The sequence below is a fragment of the Nocardioides marinquilinus genome (genome assembly GCF_039543705.1).
Lineage (GTDB): Bacteria > Actinomycetota > Actinomycetes > Propionibacteriales > Nocardioidaceae > Nocardioides > Nocardioides marinquilinus.
The window spans coordinates 1,051,211-1,076,492 of sequence record NZ_BAABKG010000002.1 but is presented as its reverse complement, the minus strand read 5'-3'; the positions used below and the strand labels follow the sequence as shown (position 1 = coordinate 1,076,492).

Annotated in this window: 25 protein-coding genes; 12 read left to right on the top strand and 13 right to left on the bottom strand. The window is 74.3% G+C overall.

What is annotated here, in order from left to right; genetic code table 11:
• The 3 genes from ABEA04_RS11090 to ABEA04_RS11080 all read right to left on the bottom strand — a co-directional run.
• The coding region (locus tag ABEA04_RS11090) for a translation initiation factor IF-2 N-terminal domain-containing protein (RefSeq protein ID WP_345458240.1) at positions 1-345 on the bottom strand (345 nt) is incomplete at its 3' end.
• A gap of 121 nt (positions 346-466) precedes the next feature.
• Positions 467-724 (bottom strand): YlxR family protein, encoded by a 258-nt coding sequence (locus tag ABEA04_RS11085; RefSeq protein WP_345458238.1) that lies wholly within the window; start codon positions 722-724, stop codon positions 467-469.
• A gap of 104 nt (positions 725-828) precedes the next feature.
• Positions 829-1,623 carry an acyl-CoA thioester hydrolase/BAAT C-terminal domain-containing protein gene (locus ABEA04_RS11080; RefSeq protein ID WP_345458237.1) on the bottom strand — a complete coding sequence of 265 codons (795 nt, stop codon included), beginning with the start codon at positions 1,621-1,623 and terminating at the stop codon, positions 829-831.
• Positions 1,624-1,675: 52 nt separating this feature from the next.
• On the opposite strand from ABEA04_RS11080, the gene ABEA04_RS11075 reads away from it, so the two are divergent.
• Complete coding sequence (locus tag ABEA04_RS11075; protein ID WP_345458235.1) at positions 1,676-2,428, top strand: glycoside hydrolase family 16 protein; 753 nt, start codon at positions 1,676-1,678, stop codon at positions 2,426-2,428.
• A gap of 15 nt (positions 2,429-2,443) precedes the next feature.
• Here the strand turns inward: ABEA04_RS11075 and nusA are convergent, their stop codons facing one another.
• A complete protein-coding gene (gene nusA, locus ABEA04_RS11070) occupies positions 2,444-3,412 on the bottom strand; it encodes a transcription termination factor NusA (protein WP_345458233.1) in 969 nt (322 codons plus the stop codon).
• Positions 3,412-3,915, bottom strand: coding sequence for a ribosome maturation factor RimP (gene rimP / locus ABEA04_RS11065; RefSeq protein WP_345458231.1), 504 nt, complete (start codon positions 3,913-3,915; stop codon positions 3,412-3,414). The genes nusA and rimP overlap by 1 nt, the downstream gene beginning before the upstream one ends.
• Positions 3,916-4,055: 140 nt before the next feature.
• On the opposite strand from rimP, the gene ABEA04_RS11060 reads away from it, so the two are divergent.
• Together ABEA04_RS11060 and ABEA04_RS11055 are read left to right on the top strand one after the other, a co-directional pair.
• Positions 4,056-4,592: a hypothetical protein gene (locus tag ABEA04_RS11060; RefSeq protein ID WP_345458229.1), complete on the top strand. Its 537-nt coding sequence runs from the start codon at positions 4,056-4,058 to the stop codon at positions 4,590-4,592.
• Entirely contained in the window at positions 4,589-5,014 is a 426-nt protein-coding gene (locus ABEA04_RS11055) for a DUF4439 domain-containing protein (protein WP_345458227.1), read from the top strand. Before ABEA04_RS11060 ends, ABEA04_RS11055 begins: the two co-directional genes overlap by 4 nt.
• Positions 5,015-5,568: 554 nt before the next feature.
• Here ABEA04_RS11055 and ABEA04_RS11050 read toward each other — a convergent pair.
• Both ABEA04_RS11050 and ABEA04_RS11045 read right to left on the bottom strand, forming a co-directional pair.
• Positions 5,569-6,525 (bottom strand): zinc metalloprotease, encoded by a 957-nt coding sequence (locus ABEA04_RS11050; RefSeq protein WP_345458225.1) that lies wholly within the window; start codon positions 6,523-6,525, stop codon positions 5,569-5,571.
• A 109-nt stretch (positions 6,526-6,634) separates the two neighbouring features.
• Positions 6,635-7,357: an HAD family hydrolase gene (locus tag ABEA04_RS11045; RefSeq protein WP_345458223.1), complete on the bottom strand. Its 723-nt coding sequence runs from the start codon at positions 7,355-7,357 to the stop codon at positions 6,635-6,637.
• Positions 7,358-7,410: 53 nt separating this feature from the next.
• Here ABEA04_RS11045 and ABEA04_RS11040 point away from each other — a divergent pair, with 53 nt between their 5' ends.
• A complete protein-coding gene (locus ABEA04_RS11040) occupies positions 7,411-8,187 on the top strand; it encodes a phosphotransferase (protein ID WP_345458221.1) in 777 nt (258 codons plus the stop codon).
• A 3-nt stretch (positions 8,188-8,190) separates the two neighbouring features.
• Here ABEA04_RS11040 and ABEA04_RS11035 read toward each other — a convergent pair whose 3' ends face one another.
• Complete coding sequence (locus tag ABEA04_RS11035; RefSeq protein WP_345458219.1) at positions 8,191-9,972, bottom strand: proline--tRNA ligase; 1,782 nt, start codon at positions 9,970-9,972, stop codon at positions 8,191-8,193.
• Between the two features lie 110 nt (positions 9,973-10,082).
• Between ABEA04_RS11035 and ABEA04_RS11030 the strand changes: the two genes are divergently transcribed.
• Both ABEA04_RS11030 and ABEA04_RS11025 read left to right on the top strand, forming a co-directional pair.
• Positions 10,083-11,066, top strand: coding sequence for a hypothetical protein (locus tag ABEA04_RS11030; protein ID WP_345458217.1), 984 nt, complete (start codon positions 10,083-10,085; stop codon positions 11,064-11,066).
• A gap of 217 nt (positions 11,067-11,283) precedes the next feature.
• Positions 11,284-11,910, top strand: coding sequence for a GIY-YIG nuclease family protein (locus ABEA04_RS11025; protein ID WP_345458215.1), 627 nt, complete (start codon positions 11,284-11,286; stop codon positions 11,908-11,910).
• 427 nt (positions 11,911-12,337) lie between these two features.
• On the opposite strand, the gene ABEA04_RS11020 is transcribed toward ABEA04_RS11025, so the two are convergent.
• Positions 12,338-12,928 carry a hypothetical protein gene (locus ABEA04_RS11020; protein WP_345458213.1) on the bottom strand — a complete coding sequence of 197 codons (591 nt, stop codon included), beginning with the start codon at positions 12,926-12,928 and terminating at the stop codon, positions 12,338-12,340.
• A gap of 64 nt (positions 12,929-12,992) precedes the next feature.
• Here ABEA04_RS11020 and ABEA04_RS11015 point away from each other — a divergent pair, with 64 nt between their 5' ends.
• Complete coding sequence (locus ABEA04_RS11015; protein WP_345458211.1) at positions 12,993-14,771, top strand: acetyl/propionyl/methylcrotonyl-CoA carboxylase subunit alpha; 1,779 nt, start codon at positions 12,993-12,995, stop codon at positions 14,769-14,771.
• A gap of 69 nt (positions 14,772-14,840) precedes the next feature.
• On the opposite strand, the gene ABEA04_RS11010 is transcribed toward ABEA04_RS11015, so the two are convergent.
• Positions 14,841-15,014: a hypothetical protein gene (locus ABEA04_RS11010; RefSeq protein ID WP_345458209.1), complete on the bottom strand. Its 174-nt coding sequence runs from the start codon at positions 15,012-15,014 to the stop codon at positions 14,841-14,843.
• Positions 15,015-15,050: 36 nt separating this feature from the next.
• Positions 15,051-15,176, bottom strand: a complete 126-nt coding sequence (locus ABEA04_RS11005) for a hypothetical protein (protein WP_345458207.1) — start codon at positions 15,174-15,176, stop codon at positions 15,051-15,053.
• Positions 15,177-15,255: 79 nt separating this feature from the next.
• Here ABEA04_RS11005 and ABEA04_RS11000 point away from each other — a divergent pair, with 79 nt between their 5' ends.
• From ABEA04_RS11000 to ABEA04_RS10985, 4 genes are read left to right on the top strand one after another with little or no spacing between them, the layout of a single operon-like run.
• Positions 15,256-16,212 (top strand): nucleoside hydrolase, encoded by a 957-nt coding sequence (locus ABEA04_RS11000; RefSeq protein ID WP_345458206.1) that lies wholly within the window; start codon positions 15,256-15,258, stop codon positions 16,210-16,212.
• A 42-nt stretch (positions 16,213-16,254) separates the two neighbouring features.
• Positions 16,255-16,785 (top strand): PH domain-containing protein, encoded by a 531-nt coding sequence (locus ABEA04_RS10995; protein ID WP_345458205.1) that lies wholly within the window; start codon positions 16,255-16,257, stop codon positions 16,783-16,785.
• On the top strand, positions 16,782-18,329 hold the full coding sequence (locus tag ABEA04_RS10990) for a PH domain-containing protein (protein ID WP_345458203.1): 1,548 nt from the start codon (positions 16,782-16,784) through the stop codon (positions 18,327-18,329). The genes ABEA04_RS10995 and ABEA04_RS10990 overlap by 4 nt, the downstream gene beginning before the upstream one ends.
• A 60-nt stretch (positions 18,330-18,389) precedes the next feature.
• Entirely contained in the window at positions 18,390-21,788 is a 3,399-nt protein-coding gene (locus tag ABEA04_RS10985) for a pyruvate carboxylase (RefSeq protein WP_345458201.1), read from the top strand.
• A gap of 28 nt (positions 21,789-21,816) precedes the next feature.
• On the opposite strand, the gene ABEA04_RS10980 is transcribed toward ABEA04_RS10985, so the two are convergent.
• Together ABEA04_RS10980 and ABEA04_RS10975 are read right to left on the bottom strand one after the other, a co-directional pair.
• Positions 21,817-23,001 carry a SpoIID/LytB domain-containing protein gene (locus tag ABEA04_RS10980; protein WP_345458199.1) on the bottom strand — a complete coding sequence of 395 codons (1,185 nt, stop codon included), beginning with the start codon at positions 22,999-23,001 and terminating at the stop codon, positions 21,817-21,819.
• Between the two features lie 15 nt (positions 23,002-23,016).
• The gene (locus ABEA04_RS10975) at positions 23,017-24,495 is read right to left on the bottom strand and encodes an LVIVD repeat-containing protein (protein WP_345458198.1); all 1,479 of its coding nucleotides are present in this window, start codon (positions 24,493-24,495) and stop codon (positions 23,017-23,019) included.
• A gap of 35 nt (positions 24,496-24,530) precedes the next feature.
• Here ABEA04_RS10975 and ABEA04_RS10970 point away from each other — a divergent pair, with 35 nt between their 5' ends.
• A complete protein-coding gene (locus ABEA04_RS10970) occupies positions 24,531-25,226 on the top strand; it encodes a DUF305 domain-containing protein (protein ID WP_345458196.1) in 696 nt (231 codons plus the stop codon).
• Positions 25,227-25,282: the final 56 nt, after the last annotated feature.

Sequence of the window (25,282 nt, the reverse complement as noted above, 5' to 3'; positions counted from 1 at the left end):
GGCCTTCTTCGCCGGCGCGGGCGCCGGGGGGGCGGACGCGGCGGACGCGGCGGGCGCCGACGTCGTGGACGACGAGGTGGTCGACGTGGACGACGACGACGTGGACGTCGTGGCGGACGACGACGTGGTGGTGCTCTCGGCGGTGCCGTTGGTCGCGGCGGGCTGCTCGGCTCCGGTCGCCTTCAGCGACGCGCCGACCTCCTTGCGGAAGCGCATCTCGGCCGGCAGCTCGACGGTCGAGCTCGCCGACTTGACGAACTCACCCATCTCCTTGAACTTCTCGAGAACGAACTTGCTCTCGACTCCGAACTCCTTGGCGAGCTCGTGTACGCGGGTCTTGGCCACAATTCTCCTTCTGGCTCGACCCGCGTTCCGTGCGGTGCTCGAGCCTCAGTGGTGGTGTTGCAAACTCATCGGGAAGTACTCATCGAGTGCTCATGAGCTGCTTGCTCCAGTTCCTGTTCGGTCAGTCGGGTGCGGCGGGGGCGGCCTCGAGGAGGTCGCCCACCGGTGTGCTGGTCAGTCCTGCGTCGGCGCGGAGCGCGCGTCCGAAGGCCTTCCGGCGCACCGCGAGTCGGTAGCACTCGGCGGTGGGGTGCAGGTGCGCCCCGCGACCGGGTGCGGTGCCCTGGGGATCGGGGACGACGGCCGGGCGGCCCTCGTCGTCCGAGCCGACGGTCACCCGTAACAACTCGCGCTTGGCGGCCGTTCGACGACACCCCACGCACGTGCGGACAGGCTCCGTGCGGGCGAGAGGAGACGATCGGTTGACCACCGCGTACCAGTCTAGCCAACCCGGCGGGATCGGCCGAACCGGCCGGCGGCACCTCAGGCGCGTGGACCGCCCGCGGTGACCTCGGCGAGCAGCCTGGCCCACAGCGCCGCACCCAGCTCGGCGTCGGCCGCGGGCGTGCCGCCGTGCACCAGGTGGGACGACGGCGGCCGGGGCTCGCCGGGGAGGACGACGCGGTGGCCGGCCGCCGGGTGGGTGAGCACCGTGGTCGGCAGGCCCGCGGCGGCGCGTCGCGCCTCGACCCGCACGGCGAGCTCGGTGCTGGGCCAGAGCCGGTCGTCTCCCCCGGCGGTGAGGACGACGTCGCCGGCGATGCGCTCGACGGGGATGCGCGCCGCCGGCACGCGGTCGGCGAACCGGTCGAGGGCGCTGCGGTACATGCCGACGTGCTCGGGCGGGTCGGTGGCCGGCGTCCAGTCGTCGTCGTAGGGCACGAAGGGCAGCGGCTCGCCGCCGCTGGTGAACGAGGAGCGCTGGGGGCGGTCGGTGCTCAGCGCGGCCCAGACGACGTCGCTGGGCGAGACCCCGACGACCAGGTCGATCTCGGGGTGGCGGGCCCCGAGCAGCAGGGCGGCCTCCGCGCCGCGGGAGGTGCCGAGCACGACGAGGCGCTCGCACCGCTCGTGCAGCCGGGCCAGCGGCTCGTCGAACGACTCGAGCGGCACGAGGTCGACGGTCTCGCCGAACCACCGGTACGACGCCGCCGTCGCGCCCGCGGCGGCCAGCAGGTCGCAGCGGTCACGCTCGACGCGGCCGCTGGACCCGGACAGGACGAGCACGCCGACGGGTCCGGTGCCGGCGAGGTGGAACGGTCTGGTCGTCTCGACCACGCCGCGACGCTAGTCGACGCCGTGTCGGGCGGTTCGCGGCTAGCGTGCCGCCGTGGACCTGCGCTTCGACGGCCCGGACCTCGACACCTCGACGTGGCTGCCGCACTACCTGCCGGCGTGGTCGTCGCGCGCGGCCACGGTGGCGGCGTACCGCCTCGACGACGGCGCGCTCGTGCTCGAGGTGCCGGTCGACCACCCGGTGTGGTGCCCGGGCGACCACGACCCGCCGCTGCGGGTCTCGGGGCTGCAGACCGGCTCGTTCTCGGGGCCGGTCGGCTCGACCCGGGGCCAGCAGCGGTTCCGCGAGGGGCAGACCGTGCGCGAGGAGCAGCCCCGCTTCGAGGGGTGGCTGCCGTCGGGCGGCCGGGTCGCGATCACCTGCGCCATGTGGCTGAGCCCCCGCTCGATGGCCGCCCTGTGGCTCAGCGGGTTCGAGGACGACCCCGCCCAGGAGCAGTGCGGCGAGCTGTGCGTCGTCGAGGTGTTCGGGCGCTCCCTCGGGCCGGACGACGCGCCGTCGGCCGAGGTGGGCGTCGGCGTCAAGGCGTTCCGCGACCCGGCGCTGACCCAGGACTTCGACGCGCCGCGGCTGCCGATCGACGTCACGACGCCCCACACCTACGCCGTCGAGTGGGACGCCGCCGAGGCCGTCTTCAGCGTGGACGACGTCGTGGTGCGCCGCTGTGCGCGTCCGCCGACCTACCCGCTGCAGCTGATGCTGGCCGTCTTCGACTTCCCGCGGTGGTCGCAGGGCGACGACGACCACCTCGTGCCGCGGCTGCGGGTGAGCCGCGTGGGCGACTGAGCCGTCGCCGGCGCCCTACTCCTCCTCGTCGCCGTGGATGTCGATGCGCCAGCCGGTCAGGCGCGCGGCCAGGCGGGCGTTCTGGCCCTCCTTGCCGATGGCCAGCGACAGCTGGAACTGCGGGACGACGACGCGCGCCGACCGGGCCGCGAGGTCGACGACGTCGACCCGGCTGACCTGGGCGGGCGAGAGGGCGTGCGCGACGAGCTCGGCGGGGTCCTCCGACCAGTCGACGATGTCGATCTTCTCGCCGTTGAGCTCGGCCATCACGTTGCGCACCCGCTGACCCATCGGGCCGATGCAGGCGCCCTTGGCGTTGACGCCGGACGCCTCGGTGTAGACCGCGATCTTGGTGCGGTGCCCGGCCTCGCGGGCGATGGCGGCGATCTTGACCTGCCCGTCGGCGATCTCGGGCACCTCGAGGGCGAACAGCTTCTTGACCAGGTTGGGGTGCGAGCGGGTCAGGGTGATCTGGGGGCCGCGCATGCCGCGCCGCACCGAGAGCACCAGCGCCTTGATGCGGGTGCCGTGGGCGTAGGTCTCGCCCGGCACCCGCTCGCTGACGGGCAGCAGCGCCTCGAGGCGGCCGAGGTCGACCAGGACGTCGTCGGGGTTGCGGCCCTGCTGCACCACGCCCGAGATGAGGTCGCCCTCCTTGCCGGAGAACTCGCCGTACCGGACCTCGTCCTCGGCGTCGCGCAGGCGCTGCAGCATGATCTGCTTCGCCGTGGTCGCGGCGATGCGGCCGAAGCCGGCCGGGGTGTCGTCGAACTCGCCGACCTTCTCGCCCTCGTCGTCGACCTCGGCGGCGAGCACCGTGACGTGCCCGGTCTTGCGGTCGAGCACGACGCGCGCGTCCTCGACGGCGCCCGGGGTCTTCTGGTACGCCGTCAGCAGCGACTGCTCGATCGCCTCGACGAGCACGTCGAACTTGATCTCCTTCTCGCGCTCGAGCTGACGAAGGATCGTCATGTCGATGTCCATCAGGGGCGCTCCTTGCGGTTGAACTCGATCTGCACCAGCGCCTTGCCCACCTCGGCGTATGGCACGCGGCGCTCGCTGCCCGAGACGTCGAGGGTGACGGCGCCGTCGGGCTCGTCGTCGGCGGCGGTGACGCGGCCGGTCACCGTGGAGCCGTCGGCGAGCGTGGTCTTGACGAGGCGGTCGGTGTTGCGGCGCCAGTGGCGCGGCAGGGTGAGGGGCCGGTCGACGCCGCGCGAGGTGACCTCGAGGGTGTAGGGCTGCTCGCCGGTGACGTCGGCGTGGGCGGGGTCGTCGAGCACCTCGCCGACCCGGCGGGTGGCGACGGCGACCTCGTCGAGGGTGACGCCGCCGTCCTGGTCGACGGCGACGCGCACGAGCCGGCGCTGGCCGGCCGCGGAGACCTCGACGGCCTCGAGGTCGAGGCCGAGCTCGGCGAGCGGCTCGTCGAGCAGCTCGCTGAGCGCGGCCGCGTAGCGGGTGGTCGACGCCTGGTCGGCTGGCATGGTTCTCGACCTCCTGTGCTGTTGTCCTTGCGTGCCCGGCGGTCGTGCGCGCCCGGACGGGGCGCCGCGCCGGGACGGCGGTGCGCGTGCCGCTCCACCATAGGGGATCGCCCGTGGCGCCCGGCGATATCGTCGGCCGGGTGCCCGTCCCCCGCCCCGCCTCCCGCCGCCTGGTGCTCGGCAGCGCGCTCGCGGGCGTCGCCGGGACGACGGCGTGCTCGCTCGACTCGCTCGACCCCTCCCCCGACGACCCGACCTACACCCCCACCACCTCGCCGACCGGCGAGGGCAGCGACGAGGTCGACCCCGACGACCCGACCGAGCCCGCGGAGCCCTCGGCCGACGAGGCGCTGACGCTGCGGGTGCGGCGGGCGGTGGCGCGCACGGAGGCGACCACCGCGGCGGCCGTGCGTCGTCATCCGGCCCTCGCCGGCGACCTGGGCCCGCTCACCGACCTGCACCGCGCCCACCTGCGCGAGCTCGGCGGCCCGGTGCGCGGCGCCGCGGCCCCCGAGCCCCCCGGTGGACGCCGCGCGGCGCGGGCGGGCGCCGTCCGGGCGGAGGCACGGTTGCAGCGCACGCTGCTGGCGGCCGCCACCGAGGCCGAGAGCGGCCCGCTGGCGCTGCTGCTGGCCACGATGGCGGCCTCGGTGGCCCAGCACCGGGAGGTGCTGTGAGCTACCGCGACGCCCTGCAGACCGCGCTCGCCGCCGAGCACGCCGCGGTGTGGGTGCTGGGCTACCTCGGGGCGCAGACCTCGGCGTCGGCCGAGCCGACGCTCTACGGGCTGCTGCAGGAGGCCTACTCGGTGCACCGCGACCGGCGCGACCTGCTCGAGGCGCTCGTGCGCGACGACGGCGGCGACCCGGTGGCGGCGGCGCCGGCCTACGACGTCACCGACGTCGACGCGGCGGCCGACCCGGTGCGCGCGGTGCGCAGCCGGGCGCTGCGGCTCGAGCGCGACTGCGGCGCCGCCTACGGGTTCGTGGTGGCGAACGCGCCGGGTGAGCGGCGGGGCGCGGCGCTCGAGGCGCTGCTCGACTCCGCGCTGCGCGAGCTGGCCTTCGGCGGGTCGCCGCGGCGCTACCCCGGTCGCTGAGGACCGTCCGCCGGGCTGACTGCCGGGGCGGGCGGAAAAAAGAAGCAGTCCGCGAACTCGTCCTCCCGGGGAACTCCCGAGATGCCCCCCGGAAAGACGAGCTTGCGGACTGCGTGTGGCCTGGGACAGAGGCCGTGTGGAGGGATCCGGCGGGGACGTGCCGGGGGGACACCCTCCGTGCATGAGTCTGCAACAGCCACCCCGCTCCCAAACATGGCTGCGCCTCATCACAAAACTGCAATGCAGAAACCTGCAACGTGGGACACCGAGGGCGGACGGCGCGAGAACCTGCAGCCGGCAGGTCTGGACCAGCGGTCCAGACCGCCGTCCCGGGTGCGCATCCCCCCGTGCTGCGGGCGGATGGCGGCCACGGAGCACCGCCCCGCCGGCAGCCTGGTCTAGACCGGGACGGGTCGGTCAGGAGCCGGTCAGGGGTCGTTCACGGGGTCGCGAGCACACCGGCGACGAGGCTTCCGGGACGTGCGGAGGGCCCCGCCCGTCGTCCTGCACAAGTCTGCAGGGGACGGGCGAGGCCCTCGGCCCGGCCGTGCGCGTCAGGCGCGGTAGGCGGCGAACATCTGGGTCATGCGCGAGCTCTGCCCGGGGCTGAACTCGGTGTAGCAGGCGTCGTAGCTGTAGTCCATGTAGTTGTGGATCGGGTCGAGGCCCGGCAGCGCGCACGAGTCGCGGCCCGCGGGGCAGCCACTGGTGGCGCTGGACTGCGCCGGGGTGTCGGCCACCTGGTCGTTGGTGGTCGTGCAGCCGCCCTGGAACGTGTGGTAGAGCCCGAGCCAATGGCCGGCCTCGTGCGTGGCGGTCTCGCCGAGGTTGTAGTTGGTGGCCGAGCCGCCCGGCAGCGAGGAGTACTGCACCCGGATGCCGTCGATCTTCGGGTTGCGGGCGTAGTCCCACGGGAACGTGGCGATGCCGAGGTAGTCGAAGTCGACGAGCCAGATGTTGAGGGCGTTGGCGCCGCCCTTGCGGGTCTGCGAGCGGTACTTGCTGCTCGCGCCGTCGCGGTGCCAGGTGTCGTTGGCGAAGCGGTCGATGCCGGCGAGGGTGAAGGTGAAGCCGGTGTCGACGGCGTCGCCGCGACCGCCGTAGGAGGCGTTGAGCACCGCGACCTGCTGGCTGACCTGGGCGTCGGTGACGTTGCCGGCGCCGTTCTTGGCCGTCATGACGTGCACGTAGACCGGTATGGAGGAGGCCTGGGCGACGGCGGCGCGATCGGCGGCGGTGGTGCCCTTCAGCAGGCCCGCGGTGCGGGCCTCGATGCGGCGGACCTCGGCGGCGTCCACGTGGCGGTGGTCGTGCTCCTGCCCGCCCCGGGCCGAGGTGGCGAGGTCGGCGCCCGGCTCGAAGCACTCCTGCTCGACGTCGCCGGACGGCGGCGCCTCGGTGGCGGGGTGGGCGGCGAACGCGGGCGCGGCCAGCTGGGTGCCGGTGGCGGCGGCCACGGTGAGGGTCAGGACGGCGAGGGCCCGGCGGGCGGGCAGGGTCGGGAGCGACATGCGCTCACCGTCCTCGCGACCGCGGACGTCGGCAAGGGTCCGTGACCTCAGGTTCGTGCGTTGCGAGAACCTGCAACGGCGACCTGGACCGCCGGGCCGGGCCGGCCGGTCAGCGCCAGCCGTCGACGACGTCCAGCACGTCGCCCAGGCGCTGCACGACGGCGTCCGGCTCGCCCTCGGTGTGGCCGACCTGCGAGCGCGGGATCGCGCTGTGCGGCACGTGGACGGCGCGCAGCCCGGCGTTGTGGGCGCCCCACACGTCGTCGAAGAGGCGGTCGCCGACGTAGACGCAGGCGGCCGGGTCGGTGGCGCCGACGGCGTCCATGGCGGCGCGGAAGGCGTGCGGGGACGGCTTGGTGTGGGCGATCTCGCTGGTGTAGACGTCGCCGTCGATCAGGTGGCGCACGCCGTCGCGCTCGAAGATGCGCTCGTGCACCGCGCGGGGCCAGATGGTGTTCGAGAGCACGCCCACCGCGATGCCGCGCTCGTGCAGGGCCTCCCACAGCGGCCCGACGTCGGGGTCGGTGAGGGTGTGCGGCTCCCAGAAGGCGTAGTAGCCCTCGAGCAGGTCGGGGTCGTGCTCGAGCCCGGCCTCGGCGAACAGGTCGGCGACCGTCGAGCTCTGCTGGTGGTCGCGGCTGCGGCCCCAGATCGTGTCGCCGGCCTGGTGCAGCAGGCGCTGCGAGACCTCGACGTCGTGGTCGGCGCCGACGACCGCCTGGGCCAGCGCGAGCGACTCGGCGTGGAAGTCGACGTCGTGCCAGGCGGTCAGCGTGCCGCCCCAGTCGAAGATGACCGCCTCGATGCCCGTGCCGCTCGTTACGCGGCACAAGGTAGGGCGCAACCGGGTTGCCCACGGAATCGGCCGGGTGGTGGGGTCGGCACGTGACCGACTTCGCCGACGACGGCTGGGACTGCCGCGCGGTGCTGGTCGACGGGCGCTGGGTCGACCGGACGCCGCGCGCGGCCGACCGCGAGCCGCAGCTGCGCCGTGAGGTCGCGCTGCTGCCGTGGCTCGGCCCGCTGCTGCCGCTGCCGGTGCCCGACCCGGTGGTCGTCGCGGAGTCGCCGCTGACGGTGCGGCACGCCCTGCTGGCCGGCGGGCCGTGCCCGGGGACGTCGTCCGCCCACGGGGCCGCGGTCGGCGGGTTCCTGCGGGCGCTGCACGGCCTCGACCCGGCCGAGGCGGTGCGGCGCGGCGCCCCGGACGCGAGCGCCTCGCACGCGGCGCGGCTCGCGGTGGTCGGGCGGATGCGGGTCGACGTGCTGCCGCTGCTGCCGCCGCGGCTCGTCGCCGCCGGGACGGCGCTGCTCGAGCGGGTCTCGGTGCCGCCGTCCGACCCGCGGCTGACGCACGGCGACCTCGGCCCCTCGCACCTGCGCGTCGTGGGCGAGCGGGTCACCGGCGTCATCGACTGGGGCGACGCGGCGGTCGGCGACCCGGCGATCGACCTGGCCTGGACCGCGTTCGGCGCCGGCCCGGCCTTCCGCGAGGCGCTGCTCGCCGCGTACGCCCCCTCCCCCGCGCTGCTGGCGCGCGGGCGCGACCTGCACCTGCTGGGTCCGTGGCACGAGGTGCTGCACGGGCTCGGGCCGGGTGACCCGTCGTTCGTGACGAGCGGCCTGGCGGGCGTGGTCGGCCGGCTCGAGGCGCCGGGCTGACCCTCAGGCGCGGACGAGGCCCACCAGGTGGTCGACGACGGCGCCGACGGCGACGTCCTGACGCTCGCCGGAGCGACGGTCCTTGACCTCGACCACGCCGTCGGCCAGGCCCTTCCCGACCACGGCGATCGTGGGCACGCCGATCAGCTCGGCGTCCTTGAACTTCACGCCGGGGCTGGTCTTGCCGCCGCGGTCGTCGAAGAGCACGGTGACGCCGGCGGCGTCGAGCTCGTGGGCGATCTGCTCGGCCGCGGCGAAGACGGCCTCGTCCTTGCCGGTGGCCACGAGGTGCACGTCGGCCGGGGCCACGTTGCGCGGCCAGCACAGCCCGATCTCGTCGAGGGTGTTCTCGGCGATGGCGGCGACGGCGCGGGAGATGCCGACGCCGTAGGAGCCCATCGTGACCGTGACGAGCTTGCCGTTCTCGTCGAGCACCCGCAGGTCGAGCGCGTCGGCGTACTTGCGGCCGAGCGCGAACACGTGGCCCATCTCGATGCCGCGGGCGCTCTCGAGGACGCCGTCGTCGCCGCGCGACGCGCAGACGGGACAGGCGTCGCCGTCGCGCACCTCGGCGGCCTCGATGGTGCCGTCGGGGGTGAAGTCGCGGCCGGCGACGAGGTCGATGACGTGGCTGCCGGCGACGTCGGCACCGGTGACCCACCGGGTGCCCTCGACGACGCGCGGGTCGACGAGGTAGCGGATGCCGGAGGCGTTCTTCTCCCCCAGCACGCCGGGGCCGATGTAGCCCTTCTTCAGCGCCGGGTGCCTGGCCAGCTCGGCCTCGTCCATGGGCTCGACCTCGATGGGCTCGAGCTGGCCCTCGAGCCGCTTCTGGTCGACCTCGCGGTCGCCGGGCAGGCCGATGGCCAGCGGCTCGCGGGTGCCGTCGGGGTGCTTGAGGACGACGAGCACGTTCTTGAGGGTGTCGGCCGCCGTCCAGGCGCGGTCGTCGCGCGCGAACGCCTCGTTGAGGTGGTCGACCAGGGTGTCGATGGTCGGGGTGTCGGGGGTCTGCTCGGCGTGCGCGGCCGGGGCGTCGTCGTACGGCACGGGCGCGGGCGGGCGCACCTCGACGGCCTCGACGTTGGCTGCGTAGTCGCAGCGGGTGCAGCGCACGTAGGTGTCCTCGCCGACGGCCGCCTTGGCCAGGAACTCCTCCGACCTCGACCCGCCCATCGCGCCCGAGGTCGCCTTGACGATCACGTAGTCGAAGCCGAGCCGGTCGAAGATCCGCACGTAGGCGTCGCGGTGGCGCTGGTAGCTCGCGTCGAGGCCGGCGTCGTCGACGTCGAAGGAGTAGGAGTCCTTCATCACGAACTCGCGGCCGCGCAGGATGCCGGCGCGGGGCCGCGCCTCGTCGCGGTACTTCGTCTGGACCTGGTAGAGCGAGAGCGGCAGGTCCTTGTAGGAGGAGTAGAGGTCCTTCACGACGAGGGTGAACATCTCCTCGTGCGTGGGGCCGAGCAGGTAGTCGCCGTCCTTGCGGTCCTTGAGGCGGAAGATGCCGTCGCCGTACTCGGTCCAGCGGCCGGTGGCCTCGTAGGGCTCGCGGGGCAGCAGCGCCGGGAAGCTCAGCTCCTGCGCGCCGATGCCGTCCATCTCGTCGCGCACGATCGCCTCGATGCGCCGCAGCACCCGCAGGCCGAGCGGCAGCCAGGAGTAGATGCCGGGGGCGGCGCGGCGGATGTAGCCGGCCCGCACGAGCAGCCGGTGGCTGGGCACCTCGGCGTCGGCCGGGTCGTCGCGCAGGGTGCGCACGAACAAGGACGACATCCGCAGGATCATGAGCGCGAGCGTACGGCGGGCGGCTCGGCTGCAACCAATCAGTTCCGGCGTGCGTCTCCCGGGTGTCGCCGGCTCTCGGCCGGCGCTTCCCCTTCCCGAGAGGACCCCCGATGCACCGACTCCTGCGAGGCCTCGCCGCCGCGGCCGCCGCCTCCACCCTCGCCCTCGCGCTCGTACCGGCGGGTGCGAGCCAGGCTGCGCCGTCCGCACCGAGCCGTGTGCTCGAGATCAAGCCGGCGAAGCTCGACCGTGGACCCGACGCCCAGGTGCCGCGGATGTCGGGCCGTACCGTCGTCGACGGCGACCGGCGGGTGCAGGTCGAGGGCCGCAGGCCCGTGCTGCTCGGGCGCTCGGGCTCGGCGTACGTCGTCGTCTCGCGCATCGACGGCCGCTGGACGACGCAGCGCGTGGCTCCCGGCCGGCCGGCGAGGACCCTGCTGCGCGGCGCCTTCCCCGAGTCGCTGCTGCTCTCCGACGACGGCGCGCACCTGGTCTACAACCAGTTCACGACCCGGCGGAAGACCGTGGTCGACGTGCGCTCGGCCCGCACCGGCAAGCTCGTCGACGGCACCGTCTTCACCGGCTACGTCGACGTCCTCGGCATGGACGGCGGGCGTCTCGTGCTCGGCGGCGACGACATCGGCACCCGCACGTGGAACGTGCCCGCCGGCGCCAGCCGCCGCATCAGCCCACTGCGGGGCTACGACGTCGACTTCGCCGGTGACCGCCTGGCCGTCTACACCGGCGACCCCTACGAGGGCGGCTGCACCCGCGTGCTCCGGCTGAGCAGGCCGGGCACCGTGCTGTGGCGCTCGTGCGACGAGCGGGTCGACTCGTTCTCGCCGCAGGGCCGCCGCATGGTCACCGTCGGCATCCTCGCCGACGGCCTCGGCCCGAACACGCTGTGGGAGCGCGCCACCCGCGGCCGCCTGTTCGCCCGCTACGAGGTCGCCGGCTGGTTCGGCGGCGTCCAGTGGGAGAACGACTCCGACTTCGTCGTCGAGGCCGCCGGCCGCAAGCAGATGGCGCTCGTGCGCTGCTCGGGCGGCGTGTGCGACCGCGCCTCCGCCCTCCGCCCCACCCCGTCGTACTGACCCACCCCACCGCGTCCCGGTGGAGGGCCGGTGGTTTCGACGACGCTCGCCGAGGGCTCGCTGCTCAACCACCGGAGTGCCCGGTGGTCGAGCAGGCCGAGCGGCTACGCGAGGCCGTCGTCGAGACCCCGGGACGTCGACGCGAACGTCCCCGCGCACGTCCGGCGGTTTCGACGACGCTCGCCGAGGGCTCGCTGCTCAACCACCGGAGTCCCCGGTGGTCGAGCAGGCCGAGCGGCTACGCGAGGCCGTCGTCGAGACCCCGGGACGTCGACGCGAACGTCCCCGCGCACGTCCGGCGGTTTCGACGACGCTCGCCGAGGGCTCGCTGCTCAACCACCGGAGTCCCCGTCCGTCACCGGTGGTCGAGCAGGCCGAGCGGCCACGCGAGGCCGTCGTCGAGACCCCGGAACGTCGACGCGAACGCGACCCCTGTCCACAGGCCGGCAACGGGCTGGTTCGGCGCCCGGCAGCCTCGGGCACCGCTCCTCGCATGCCCTGGACCTACATCCTCCGATGCGCCGACGACAGCTACTACGTCGGCAGCACCACCGACCTCGAGCGCCGACTGTGGGAGCACGACGAGGGGCTCGGCTCGACCTACACGCGCCCAGCCCGACGCCGTCCGGTCGAGCTCGTCTGGTCGGCGTCCTACGAACGGATCGAGGACGCGTTCCTGTACGAGACGCAGATCCAGGGATGGGGCCGCGCGAAGCGTGAGGCGCTGATCGAGGGGCGCTTCGAGCTGCTGCCGGCGCTGGCGCGCGGACACAACCGTCGACCGCTGCTGGATGACGATGCGTCCGCGGCCGAGGAGCCCGAGCCTCCGGGCGAGGAGACCTGAGGCCGACGCGGACGTGGCCTTGCGGGGCCGGTGGTTTCGACGACGCTCGTTCCTCGCTGCTCAACCACCGGAGTCGCCGTCCACCACCGGTGGCCGAGCAGGCCGAGCGGCTACGCGAGGCCGTCGTCGAGACGCCGGGACCTCCACGCGAACGTCCCCGTGCACGCCCGGTGGTTTTGACGACGCTCGTTCCTCGCTGCTCAACCACCGGAGTCGCCGTCCACCACCGGTGGTCGAGCAAGCCAAGCGCCCACGTCCCCGCGCACGTCCGGTGGTTTCGACGACGCTCGTTCCTCGCTGCTCAACCACCGGAGTCGCCGTCCACCACCGGTGGTCGAGCAGACCGAGCCCGCCCACGTCCCCGCGCACGTCCGGTGGTTTCGACGACGCTCGTTCCTCGCTGCTCAACCACCGGGGCCGAGCACGCTCAGTCGCAGTTGTCGCAGACGCCGGTGGCGGGGAGGGCCATGAAGCAGGTGGGGCAGACGTTGACGGGCTTGTCGCTCGCCGCGACGCGGGGGGTGCGGGTGGGGCGGGGGGTGCTCTCGGTGCGGGGGGCGCCGGGCACGCGGGAGGGGCGGGACGCCGCGCGGGCGCGCGGGGCGCGGGCGGGGGTCAGCGGGGCCGGGACGCCGCCGTCCTCGGGGGCCGAGCCCGCCCACCGGTAGCACTCCAGCCGCAGCCGCGCGGCGTGGATGTCGTCGTGGCGCGGGTCGAGGACGACCAGCGAGGTCAGCGGCGGCTGGTCGGAGCGCTCGCACCAGGCGGCGACCGGCGCCAGCACCTTGTCGAGCCACTTCTCGGGCGGCCGCGTGGTGTGCACGCCGCTGCGCAGCTGCAGCCGCTGGCCGAACTCCTCGGGGCTCAGGTGGCCGTGGTACTGCTCGGCCGCCTCCCCCAGGAGCTCGTGCGCCACCGGCACCCACGCCTCCAGCGCGTGCACCTCCGAGGTCGGCGTGCCCTCCGGCTCGCGCCAGAAGCCCTTGCGTTCCTGGGTGTACTCGACCAGTCCGCCCACGCCCCGAGCATAGAAGGCGGATCGCCGACCTGGCACGCGGCCACAGAGCGGTAGCCTGCCCGCCGTGCCCGACGTGAAGCCGCTGCAGAAGGTCCTGGTCGCCAACCGAGGCGAGATCGCCGTGCGCGTCGTCCGCGCCTGCAAGGACGCCGGCATCGGCAGCGTGGCGGTCTACGCCGAGCCCGACCGCGACGCCATGCACGTCCGCGTCGCCGACGAGGCCTACTCGCTCGGCGGCTCGACGCCGGCCGACTCCTACCTCGACATCGCCAAGATCGTGGCCGTCGCGCAGGAGTCGGGCGCCGACTCGGTGCACCCCGGCTACGGCTTCCTCGCCGAGAACGCCGAGTTCGCGCAGGCCGTCATCGACGCCGGGCTCACCTGGATCGGTCCGCCGCCGGTGGCCATCGACGCCCTCGGCGACAAGGCCAAGGCCAAGCACATCGCCGAGCGGGCGAACGCCCCGCTCGCCCCCGGCACCAAGGACCCCGTCGCCGACGCCGACGAGGTGAGGGCGTTCGCCGAGGAGAACGGCCTGCCGGTCGCCATCAAGGCGGTCTACGGCGGCGGCGGCCGCGGCCTGAAGGTCGCGCGCACGATGGAGGAGATCCCCGACGCGTTCGAGTCCGCCGTCCGCGAGGCCGTCAGCGCCTTCGGCCGCGGCGAGTGCCTGGTCGAGAAGTTCCTCGACCAGCCGCGCCACGTCGAGACCCAGTGCCTGGCCGACCAGCACGGCAACGTCGTCGTCGTCTCGACCCGCGACTGCTCGCTGCAGCGGCGCAACCAGAAGCTGGTCGAGGAGGCGCCCGCGCCGTTCCTCACCGACGACCAGGTGAGCCGGCTCTACGAGAGCTCGAAGGCGATCCTGCGCGAGGCGGAGTACGTCGGCGCCGGCACCTGCGAGTTCCTCGTCGCCCAGGACGGCACGATCTCCTTCCTCGAGGTCAACACCCGGCTGCAGGTCGAGCACTGCGTCTCCGAGGAGGTCACCGGCCTCGACCTGGTGCGCGAGATGTTCCGCATCGCCGCCGGCGAGGAGCTCGGCTACGACGACCCCGAGATCCGCGGCCACTCCATCGAGTACCGCATCAACGCCGAGGACGGCGGCCGCGGCTTCATGCCGGCGCCCGGCACCCTCTCGGCGTGGAGCCCGCCGCAGGGCCCCGGCGTCCGCATCGATGGCGGCTACGAGAACGGCGAGACCATCCCCGGCGCGTTCGACTCGCTGATCGCCAAGCTCATCGTCACCGGCCGCGACCGCACCCAGGCGCTCGAGCGCTCGCGACGCGCCCTCGACGAGTTCGTCGTCGACGGCATGCCCACCGTCGTCCCGTTCCACCGCGCGGTCGTGCGCGACCCCGCCTTCGTGGCCGCCGACGGCGACTTCGCGGTCTACACGCAGTGGATCGAGACCGACTTCGACAACCGCATCGAGCCCTACGCGGGCACCTCGGCCGAGGCCGGCGAGGCCGCCGAGCGGCAGAGCGTCGTCGTCGAGGTCGGTGGCAAGCGCCTCGAGGTCTCGCTGCCGGCCGGGCTCGGCGGCCTGGCCGCGGGCGGCGCGGCGGCGGGCGGCCCGGCCAAGCCGAAGCGGTCGGCCGGCAAGAAGAGCGGCGCGGCGGCGTCCGGCGATGCCGTCACCAGCCCGATGCAGGGCACCGTGGTCAAGGTGGTTGTCGAGGAGGGCCAGCAGGTCGCCGAGGGCGACACCGTCGTGGTCATCGAGGCCATGAAGATGGAGCAGCCGCTCAAGGCCCACAAGGCCGGCACCGTGACCGGCCTGCAGGCCGAGGTGGGCGCGACCGTCACCAACGGCGCCGTGGTCTGCGAGATCAAGGACTGATCCGGCACGGGCCCACGCGGGCCCGGGGGCCACGACCCGGTCGGGAGCGCTCCGACCGGGTCGGAGGGGTCAGACGCGTCGGCGTCCGGAGAGCACGAACTTGTAGAGCAGGAACGCGATCACCACGATCGCGATCACCAGCAGCACGAACTTCATCTCGTTGCTCCTCTCACCCGGCGTCGCCGCCCGTGCGTCGACTGCCGTGGGCTCAGGGTGGTGGTGCGCAGCACCGCGTGGCCCCACCCGAGCAGGTGGCCCCGGCTGCTCGCGAGGCCGACATCACTCCGGGTCGGGGGCGGGGTGGGTCTGCGGGTCGGCCATCGGCTGGTCGGGGTCGAGGCTCGGGACGACGTCGGGCTGGTCGGTCTCGTCGGGCTCGGGCGGGTCGATCGGCGTGGTCGTCATGCCTCCACCCTCCGCGGCCGGCCACGAGGTCGTCCTCACCGCCGCGGGTGGTCGCCTGAGGGCTCTAGAGTCCGACCCGATGACCGGATCCAGCGCCCCCGACCAGCCCGTGCCCGTCGTCCTCGACTGCGACCCCGGGCACGACGACGTCTTCGCGATCTGGCTCGCCGCCGCGCACCCCGCGATCGACCTGCGCGCCGTGACCACCGTGGCCGGCAACGGGCTGCTCGAGCACACCACCCGCAACGCCCTGATCGCGTGCACCGTGGCCGGCATCGCCGACGTGCCGGTCGCCGCGGGCGCCGAGGGGCCGCTGGCCGGTCCGCTGCGCCCGGCGGTCGACATCCACGGCCACGACGCCCTCGGCGGACCCGAGCTGCCCGAGCCCACCGTGCCGCTCGACCCCCGCCCGGCCGCCGAGCTCACCGCCGACGTGCTCCTCGGCGCCGACGAGCCGGTCACCTGGATCGCCACCGGGCCGCTGACCAACGTGGCCCTGCTGGTGCGCGAGCGCCCCGAGCTGCTCGAGCGCGTCGCGCGGCTGGTGTGGATGGGCGGCTCGACCGGGCGCGGCAACACCACGCCGTACGCCGAGTTCAACGCCTGGACCGACCCCGAGGCCGTGGACGTCGTGCTGCGCAGCGGCCTCGACGTCACGATGGTGGGGCTCAACATCTCCCACCAGGCGCTCGCCACCCGCCCGGTGCGCGAGCGGGTCGCCGCCACCGGCACCCGCACCGGCCGGTTCGGCGCCGAGCTGCTCGACTACTTCTCCCACGCCTACGAGACCGCCCAGCAGATGCCCGACGGCCCGCTGCACGACCCGATCACCGTCGCGCTCGTGGCCGATCCCGCCGTGGCCACCACGGCCCGCGCGCGCATCGACGTCGAGCTGGCCGGCACCGAGACCCGCGGCGCCACGAGCGTCGACCTGAACGGCACGCTCGGCCGCGAGCCCAACGCCACGGTGGCCCTCGAGCTGGACGTCGACCGGTTCTGGCACCTGATCACCGACGCCGTCGCCGCGCTCGCCTGACGACTCCGCCGCCCGGCTGGGGCGTGATGAGAGCCTGACCGGGTGGCCTCCCCCGTCCCACCGCCCGCGCTGCCGACCGTCCCCGAGCCGGGCCGGGGCACGCCGGCCCTGCGCGACCCGGCCCACCGCGTCAGCCCCCGCGCCCGGGTGATGTGGCTGCTCGGCGCGACGGTCGAGGGGCTGTTCCTGCTGGCGGTGCTGCTCGTCGTCGTCCTGGTGTGGGGCGTCTCGGCCTGGTGGCTCGCCCTGCTCGCGGCCGTCGTCCTGGCGTGGGTGGCGGTCGTGCCCCAGTGGCGCTACGCGGTGCACCGGTGGGAGGCCACCGAGACCGCGGTCTACACCCAGACCGGGTGGTGGGCGCGCGAGCGGCGCATCGCACCGATGAGCCGGGTGCAGACCGTCGACTACGCCGAGGGACCGGTCGCCCGGCTGTTCGGGCTCGCGAGCGTCACCGTCACCACCGCCTCGGCCGCGGGCGCCCTGAGCATCGACGGGCTCGACAAGCACGTCGCCCGGCGGCTCGTCGACGACCTCACCCGCCAGGCCGACGCCGTCGAGGGCGACGCCACGTGAGCGACGTCCCGCCCGCACCGCCCTCCCCCGCGACCCACGAGACGCAGGTGCACGAGGTCGAGTGGCAGCGGCTCGACCCGCGCATGCTGCTGGTGCACCCGATCCGCGAGGTCGTGAGGTTCCTGCCGGTGCTGATCGGCCTCGCCGTCGCCGGGACGGCGTCCGGTGGCGCGCCCTGGCAGCTGCTCGGCGTCGCGGTCCCCGTGGCCCTCGGCATCGGGCGCTACCTGACCACCCGGTTCCGCGTCGCCGACGGCCGCGTCGAGCTGCGCCGCGGGCTGCTGAGCCGGCGCGTCAGCTCGACGCCGATCGACCGCGTGCGCACCGTCGACCTCACCTCGTCGCTGGTGCAGCGCGTGCTCGGGCTGACCACGCTGCGCATCGGCACCGGGCAGCAGCAGTCGGACGGCGAGGGGCTCGACCTCGACGGCCTGCCGCACGACCGCGCCCGCGCCCTGCGCGGCGACCTGCTGCGCGCCTCGGCCGTCGCCGACGCGCCCGGGCACCCCGAGGGCCCGGCACCCGGCGTGCCCGGCGTGCCCACCGCCGGCGGCCCCTGGACGGCGCCCCCGCCCGTCCCGCCGCTGGTCACCTTCGACCCCGCCTGGCTGCGGTTCGCCCCCTTCACCGGCACCGGTCTGGTCGTCGCGCTCGCCGTCCTCGGTGGTGGGGCGCAGCTGCTCGACGCCTTCGACGTGTGGCAGCGCCTCGACCGCGACGACGTGCCTGCGGCCTCGACCGTCGGGCTCGTCGTGGGTGGCGTCGTGGTGCTGCTCGTCGTCCTCGCGCTGTCGGTGGTCGGCTTCCTGGTGGCCAACGGGGGGTTCCGGCTCAGCCGCGAGCACGGGTCGTGGCACGTCGCCCGTGGGCTGCTGACCACCCGCGAGACCAGCATCGACGAGGAGCGGCTGGCCGGCGTCGCGCTCGGCGAGCCGCTCGCGCTGCGCGTGGCCGGCGGCCGCCACCTGCAGGCCATCGTGACCGGCATCGACCGCAACCAGATGGGGGCCGCCACGCTCGTGCCGCCGTCGCCCGCCGACGTCGCGCCCCGGGTCGCCGCCCGGCTGCTGGGCGACCCCGCCCCGGTGGAGGCCCCCCTCGTCGGGCACGGACGCCGCGCCGCGACCCGCCGGTGGGTGCGGGCCCTGGTGCCGGCCGCGGTCGTCGCGGCGGTGCTCGTCGCCGTCGCGGCCGCGGGTGGGCCGTGGTGGCTGCTCGTGCCCGCCGCGCTGGTGCTGCTCGCGGCCGCCGCACTCGCCGCCGACCGGGTGCGGGGCCTCGGGCACGCACTCGTCGCCGGGCACCTCGTCGCCCGCTCGGGCAGCCTGAACCGCAGCCGCCAGATGCTCGACGTCGGCCACGTCATCGGCTTCACGCTGCGCTCGACCTGGTTCCAGCGCCGGGCCGGCCTCACCACGCTCGTCGCCACCACGGCGGGCGGCAGCGGCGCGGTCGGGGTGCTCGACGTGCCCACCGAGGAGGCGGTGCGCGTGGCCGACGAGGCCATCCCGGGCCTGGTCTCGCAGTTCCTCGCCCACCCGTGAGCCGTGGCGCGGGCTGAGACCCGCGCGGCGGCGCGCGCCGTCCCCACTAGGTTTTCGCCCATGTTCAGCAAGGTGCTGGTGGCCAACCGCGGCGAGATCGCGATCCGGGCGTTCCGCGCCGCCTACGAGCTGGGGGCGCGCACGGTCGCGGTCTTCCCCTACGAGGACCGGTGGTCGGAGCACCGCCTCAAGGCCGACGAGGCCTACGAGATCGGCGAGCGGGGGCACCCGGTGCGCGCCTACCTCGACCCCGAGGCGATCGTCGAGGTCGCGGTGCGGGCCGGCGCGGACGCCGTCTACCCCGGCTACGGCTTCCTGTCGGAGAACCCGGCGCTGGCCGAGGCCTGCGCCAACGCCGGCATCACGTTCGTGGGCCCGACCGCCTCGGTGCTCGAGCTGACCGGCAACAAGGCGCGTGCCATCGCGGCCGCCCGCGCGGCCGGCGTCCCCACGTTGCGCGGGGTCGACCCCGGCACCGACGTCGACACGCTCGTCGCGGCCGCCGAGCAGCTCTCGGGCCCGCTGTTCGTCAAGGCCGTGGCCGGCGGCGGTGGTCGCGGCATGCGCCGCGTCGACGACCGCGGCCCCGACAACGCCGCCCTGCGCGAGGCCGTCGAGACCTGCATGCGCGAGGCCGACGGCGCCTTCGGCGACCCGACGGTCTTCATCGAGGAGGCGGTCGTCGAGCCGCGCCACATCGAGGTGCAGATCCTGGCCGACGGCACCGGCGAGACCATGCACCTCTTCGAGCGCGACTGCTCGGTGCAGCGCCGCCACCAGAAGGTGGTCGAGATCGCCCCCGCGCCCGGGCTCGACCCCGAGCTGCGCGAGCGCATCTGCGCGGACGCCGTCCGCTTCGCCCGCGAGATCGGCTACCGCAACGCCGGCACCGTCGAGTTCCTGCTCGGCGCCGACGGCGAGTACCGGTTCATCGAGATGAACCCGCGCATCCAGGTCGAGCACACGGTCACCGAGGAGGTCACCGACGTCGACCTCGTGCAGTCGCAGCTGCGCATCGCCTCGGGCGAGACGCTGGCCGACCTCGGGCTGTCGCAGGAGACGGTCACGCTGCGCGGCGCCGCGCTGCAGTGCCGCATCACCACCGAGGACCCCGCCAACAACTTCCGCCCCGACACCGGCCGCATCACCACCTACCGCTCCCCCGGCGGCGGCGGCATCCGCCTCGACGGCGGCACCGTCTACACCGGCGCCGAGGTCTCGGCGCACTTCGACTCGATGCTGGCCAAGCTCACCTGCCGCGGCCGCACCTTCGACATCGCGGTGGCCAAGGCCCGGCGCGCCGTCGCGGAGTTCCGCATCCGCGGCGTCTCCACCAACATCCCGTTCCTGCAGGCGCTGCTCGACGACCCCGACTTCATCGCCGGCGGCGTGACCACCTCGTTCATCGAGACCCACCCGCAGCTGCTCAACGCCCGCAGCTCGGGCGACCGCGGCACCAAGCTGCTCACCTACCTGGCCGACGTCACGGTCAACCAGCCGCACGGCTCCGCGCCGGTGCGCGTCGACCCCGTTGCCAAGCTGCCCGACGTCAGCCTCGACGTGCCGGCGCCCGACGGCAGCCGGCAGCTGCTGCTCGAGGTGGGCCCCGAGGAGTTCGCCCGCCGGCTGCGTGCGCAGAAGCAGGTGGCGGTCACCGACACCACGTTCCGCGACGCCCACCAGTCGCTGCTCGCCACCCGCGTGCGCACCCGCGACCTGCTCGCGGTGGCCGGCCACGTGGCCCGCACGACGCCCGAGCTGTGGTCGCTCGAGGCCTGGGGCGGCGCGACGTACGACGTCGCCCTGCGCTTCCTCGGCGAGGACCCGTGGGAGCGGCTCGCCTCGCTGCGCCAGGCCGTGCCCAACCTCTGCCTGCAGATGCTGCTGCGCGGGCGCAACACCGTCGGCTACACGCCCTACCCGACCGCCGTCACCGAGGCGTTCGTGCAGGAGGCCGCCGACACCGGCCTCGACGTCTTCCGCATCTTCGACGCCCTCAACGACGTCGAGCAGATGCGCCCGGCCATCGAGGCGGTGCGGGCCACCGGCACCACCGTCGCCGAGGTGTGCCTGTGCTACACCGGCGACCTGTCGAGCCCCGACGAGAAGCTCTACACGCTCGACTACTACCTGCGGCTGGCCGAGCGCATCGTCGACGCCGGCGCCCACGTGCTCGCCATCAAGGACATGGCCGGCCTGCTGCGCGCCCCGGCCGCCCGCACCCTCGTCACCGCGCTGCGCGAGCGCTTCGACCTGCCGGTGCACCTGCACACCCACGACACCCCCGGCGGGCAGCTGGCCACCCTGCTGGCCGCGATCGACGCCGGGGTCGACGCCGTCGACGCCGCCACCGCCTCGATGGCCGGGACGACGTCGCAGCCGCCGCTCTCGGCGCTGGTCTCGGCCACCGACCACGCCGAGCGCGAGACCGGGCTGTCCCTGGGCGCCGTCAACGCGCTGGAGCCCTACTGGGAGGCCGTGCGTCGGGTCTACGCGCCGTTCGAGTCGGGCCTGGCCTCGCCCACCGGTCGCGTCTACCGCCACGAGATCCCCGGCGGTCAGCTCTCGAACCTGCGCCAGCAGGCCGTCGCCCTCGGGCTCGGCGAGAAGTTCGAGGCCATCGAGGACATGTACGCCGCAGCCAACGACATCCTCGGCAACGTCGTGAAGGTGACGCCGTCGTCGAAGGTCGTCGGCGACCTCGCCCTCTCGCTCGTCGGCATCGGCGCCGACCCGGCCGAGTTCGCCGACGACCCGGCGCGCTTCGACATCCCGGAGTCGGTCATCGGCTTCCTGCACGGCGAGCTCGGCGACCCGCCGGGCGGCTGGCCCGAGCCGTTCCGCTCCAAGGCCCTCGAGGGACGCACCTGGACGCCGCCGTCCGAGGAGCTCACCGACGAGCAGGAGGCCGGCCTCGCCGGCGGCTCGACCAGCCGGCGCCGCACGCTGAACCAGTTGCTGTTCCCCGGCCCGACGCGCGAGTTCGACGAGGTGCGCGAGACCTACGGCGACGTCTCGGTGCTGCCCACGCTCGACTACCTCTACGGCCTGCGGTTCGGCGAGGAGCACGAGGTGCAGCTCGAGGCGGGCGTGACGCTGCTGCTCGGCGTCCAGGCCATCAGCGACCCCGACGAGCGCGGCTTCCGCACCGTGATGACCACCATCAACGGGCAGCTGCGCCCGGTCTCGGTGCGCGACCGCGCCGCCTCGGCCGACGTCGTCGCCGCCGAGAAGGCCGACCCCGCCAAGCCGGGCCAGGTCGCCGCGCCCTACCAGGGCGTCGTCACGCTCGCCGTGGCCGAGGGCGACGCCGTCGAGGCCGGCCAGACGCTGGCGACCATCGAGGCCATGAAGATGGAGGCCGCCATCACCGCGCCCTTCGCCGGCACCGTCGAGCGGGTCGCCCTCTCCGGCACCCAGGCCGTCGAGGGCGGCGACCTGGTGGCCGTCGTCCGCTGACCCGTCGCTTGTAGGAGACGGGTCAGCGTCAGCCGATCCTGAACAGCGTCGAGCGGAGGCCGAAGAACGAGCGGAAGTCGTCGCCGGAGAGCACGGTGGAGGTGCGGGAGCCGACGACGCGGACACGGACGACGCGGCCGCCGTACGCGCCCTTGCCGTCGCGGGCGACGACCCGCACAGAGCGGAACGAGCCGATGGCCGGCAGCGCGCGCTCGATCTCGCCCGCGGTGACGGGGTCGCGCCAGTCGCGGTAGGCCGTGTCGTAGGGGTCCTTCCTGGCCACCAGGTAGGGCTGCGAGCCCGCCGCCATCTGGCCGCCGTTGCTGGCCGAGAACTGCGTGAACGCCGGCTGCCCGCGGTAGGTCAGCACGTCGTGGCGGGTCTGGTCGATGGCCCGGTTGGTGCTGGCGACCTCGTCGGTGGCGCCGCCGTAGACCTGGCACTGCGTGGTGTCGCAGATCTGGTAGTGCCGGGCGTTGGCGTCGCGGCGGTCGAAGGCGGCGTAGGTGCGCGCCGCGACGGCCTGCGCCCGCAGCGCCGCCGGGTGCCACGAGGTGTAGACCTCGCGCGGGACCACGCCCTTGAGGTAGCTCTCGAGCGGCAGCACGTTGACCGTGTCGCGGGTGCGGGACGACGCCGTTGGCCGCGCCGAGCGCAGGACGCCGCGGTAGGCGCGCCGCGCGACGGGCGTCACCAGCGTGATCGGCGCGCCCCCGGCCCCGAACTGCGCCTCCCCGGGCAGGGTGCGCGAGCGCTTCCAGCCGCCGGTCGCGCCGCGCCACTCCAGCAGCGTGGCGTCGCCGCCCGAGACGGGCGTCAGCCGCCAGCGTCGGGCGGCGGTCGGCCGGTCGAGCCGGGTGGTGCGGCCACCGCGCAGGGCGGTGACCCGCAGCCCGGGCCGGTCGAGGACGACGAGGTCCGGGCTGGTGTCGCCGCTGATCAGCACCGAGACGTTGCCGGTGGCCCTCCCCGGCTTCAGCGTCGGGTAGTAGAAGCGCAGGATGGCCTGGGTGCCGAGCCCGCGCTGCGCGGCACCCTGGGCGCCCCACTGCGACATCCCGTGGCCGTGCCCGTAGCCGCTGCCGACCACGGTGACGCCGGCCGGTCGCGGCGCCGGGCGCTCGGCGGCGGACGCCGGGGCGCCCGCCGGTGCCGCGGTGGCGACCAGCCCCAGCAGGGCGGCCGCCACCGCGATCGTCCGTCGTCGTCGCACCGCTGACGCCTCCGCTCAGCCGTTGTAGGACGGCTGGCTCTGGGCGTTGAAGAGCGACATCCGCACCTTCGCCGCCTCGCCGGCCCAGCGGAGCCCGCTCACCTCGAAGACCTCAAGGCCGCGGGTGATGTCGCTGGAGTAGATGTGGCCGTTGTACCAGTACGACGACCACGAGCCGCCGAGCACGAGCTCGTCGTCGCTGATCGCGCCGCGGTCGAAGTGGGCGAGCTCGCGCGGGTTGCGCGAGTCGGTGAAGTCCCAGACCGACGTCCCGCCCTGGTACCAGGCCTGCACCATGATGTCGCGACCCTCGACCGGCACCAGCGAGCCGTTGTGGGCCACGCAGTTCTCGGTGTCGGACTGCACCCGCGGGATCTTGAAGTAGCTGCGGAAGACCAGGCGCCGCTTGACGATGTCGTAGACGCCGTCGGCGCCGCGATTGGGACCGACGTCGTTGTTGCACTCGGCGCCGCCGCCACCGCCCAGCTCGTCGGTGAAGACGACCTTGGTGCCGGCGTTGTTGAACGTCGCGGAGTGCCAGAAGGCGAAGTTGCGGGTGTCGCGCACGCGGCTGATGACGCGCGGCGCGGAGCGCTTGGTGATGTCCATGAGGATGCCGTCGCCCATGCAGGCGCCGGCCGCGAGGTTCTTGGCCGGGTAGGCGGTGATGTCGTGGCAGCCGGAGGTGTCGCTGCTGTAGTCGTCGCCGTCGACGCCGCCGCCGGGGAAGAGCACCGGCCGCGCGGTCACCTTCGCCTGGCCGGGGTTCGCGACGGGGATCTTGACGATGCTGATCCGGTCGTGCGGCGGCTGGCAGTTCGGCAGTGCCGGGCTCGGGCCGTAGGAGGAGACGTAGACGAACAGGTCGCGACCGTCGCGGCTGGGCGCCAGCGTGTGGGTGTGCGAGCCGCACGCGGTGAGCACCGACTTCACGAACCGCGGCTTGCGCGGGTTGCTGATGTCGAAGACCCGGATGCCCTCCCAGGTGCCCGGCAGCGGCGCGGTGGCGGCCTCGTTGTCGCACGTGCTGTTGCTGCGCAGCGAGTCGACCGACAGCACGAGCAGGCCCTTGTAGAGCGAGATGTCGTTCTGCGAGCCCGGGCACTCCACCTGCGCCACGCGCTGCGGCTTCGCCGGGTTGCCGATGTCGTAGACGGCGAAGCCGAGGTAGTTGCCGACGAAGGCGTAGTCGCCGCGGAAGGCCAGGTCGGTGCCGAACGCGCCGTCCTGGGCGAAGGAGCCGGCGAGCGGCACCCGGGCGATCTGCCGCATGACCTTGCTGCGGTCGACCTCGCCGCTGCGCACCTCGGGCACCGCCGGCTCGAGGCGCGCGATGCGCTGGCCCGGCAGCACCGGGCGCTCCTCGATGGTCGGGTCGTCGGGGTCGGCCTGCTGGGTGCCGGCCGAGCTGACGGGGTCGGCGGTCGCCGGCGCGACGGCCGCGAGCCCCACCGCGAGCACGAGGGCACCGGCGGTGGTGAGGAGCTTCTTCACGAGACCTCCCGAGAGGGTCGCCTAGGGTGGAAGGGATGCGACTGATCCGAGGACGCCGGGCCGTGGCCGCCGCCACGGTGGTGCTGACGACGCTGGGCGCGGTGCTGGTCTCGGGGTGCGCTGGCGAGCAGACTACGCAGGATGCGGCCGGGTCCGCGCCACCCGTGGTCGACGGATCCGCCGATCACCCGGTGCACGGCGCGAGCGACGGCGCCGCCATGCCCGGGATGGAGCCGGTGCCCGAGCCGCCCGAGGACGCCGACTGGAACGCCGCCGACGCGACCTACCTGTCGATGATGGTCGCGCACCACAGCCAGGCGCTCGACCTCGCCGAGCTGGCCGCGACCCGCGCCCGTGACCCCCGCGTCCGGCGCCTGGCCGAGTCGATCGACGCCGGTCAGGGCCGCGAGATCATCGTCATGGCGACCTGGCTGGTCGACCACGGCCTGCCCGAGCCCACCGTCGAGGGCGTCGAGCACATGACCGAGATGGGCATGCCGGGCATGCTCACCACCGAGCAGGTCGACGACCTCGCGCAGACCAGCGGCCCCGCCTTCGACCGGCGCTTCCTCGAGGACATGGTGCAGCACCACCAGGGCGCCGTCCGGATGGCCGAGGACCACCTCGGCTCGGGCGAGGACGTGCGCGTCACCGAGATGGCCACCGACGTCGTGGTCACCCAGAACGCCGAGATCGCCCGGATGCGCGACCTGCTCGCCGTCCTCCCCTGACGCGCCAGCGGCGATAGTCCCGGACGTTTGGGGGGTCAGAACGGCCTTCTGACCCC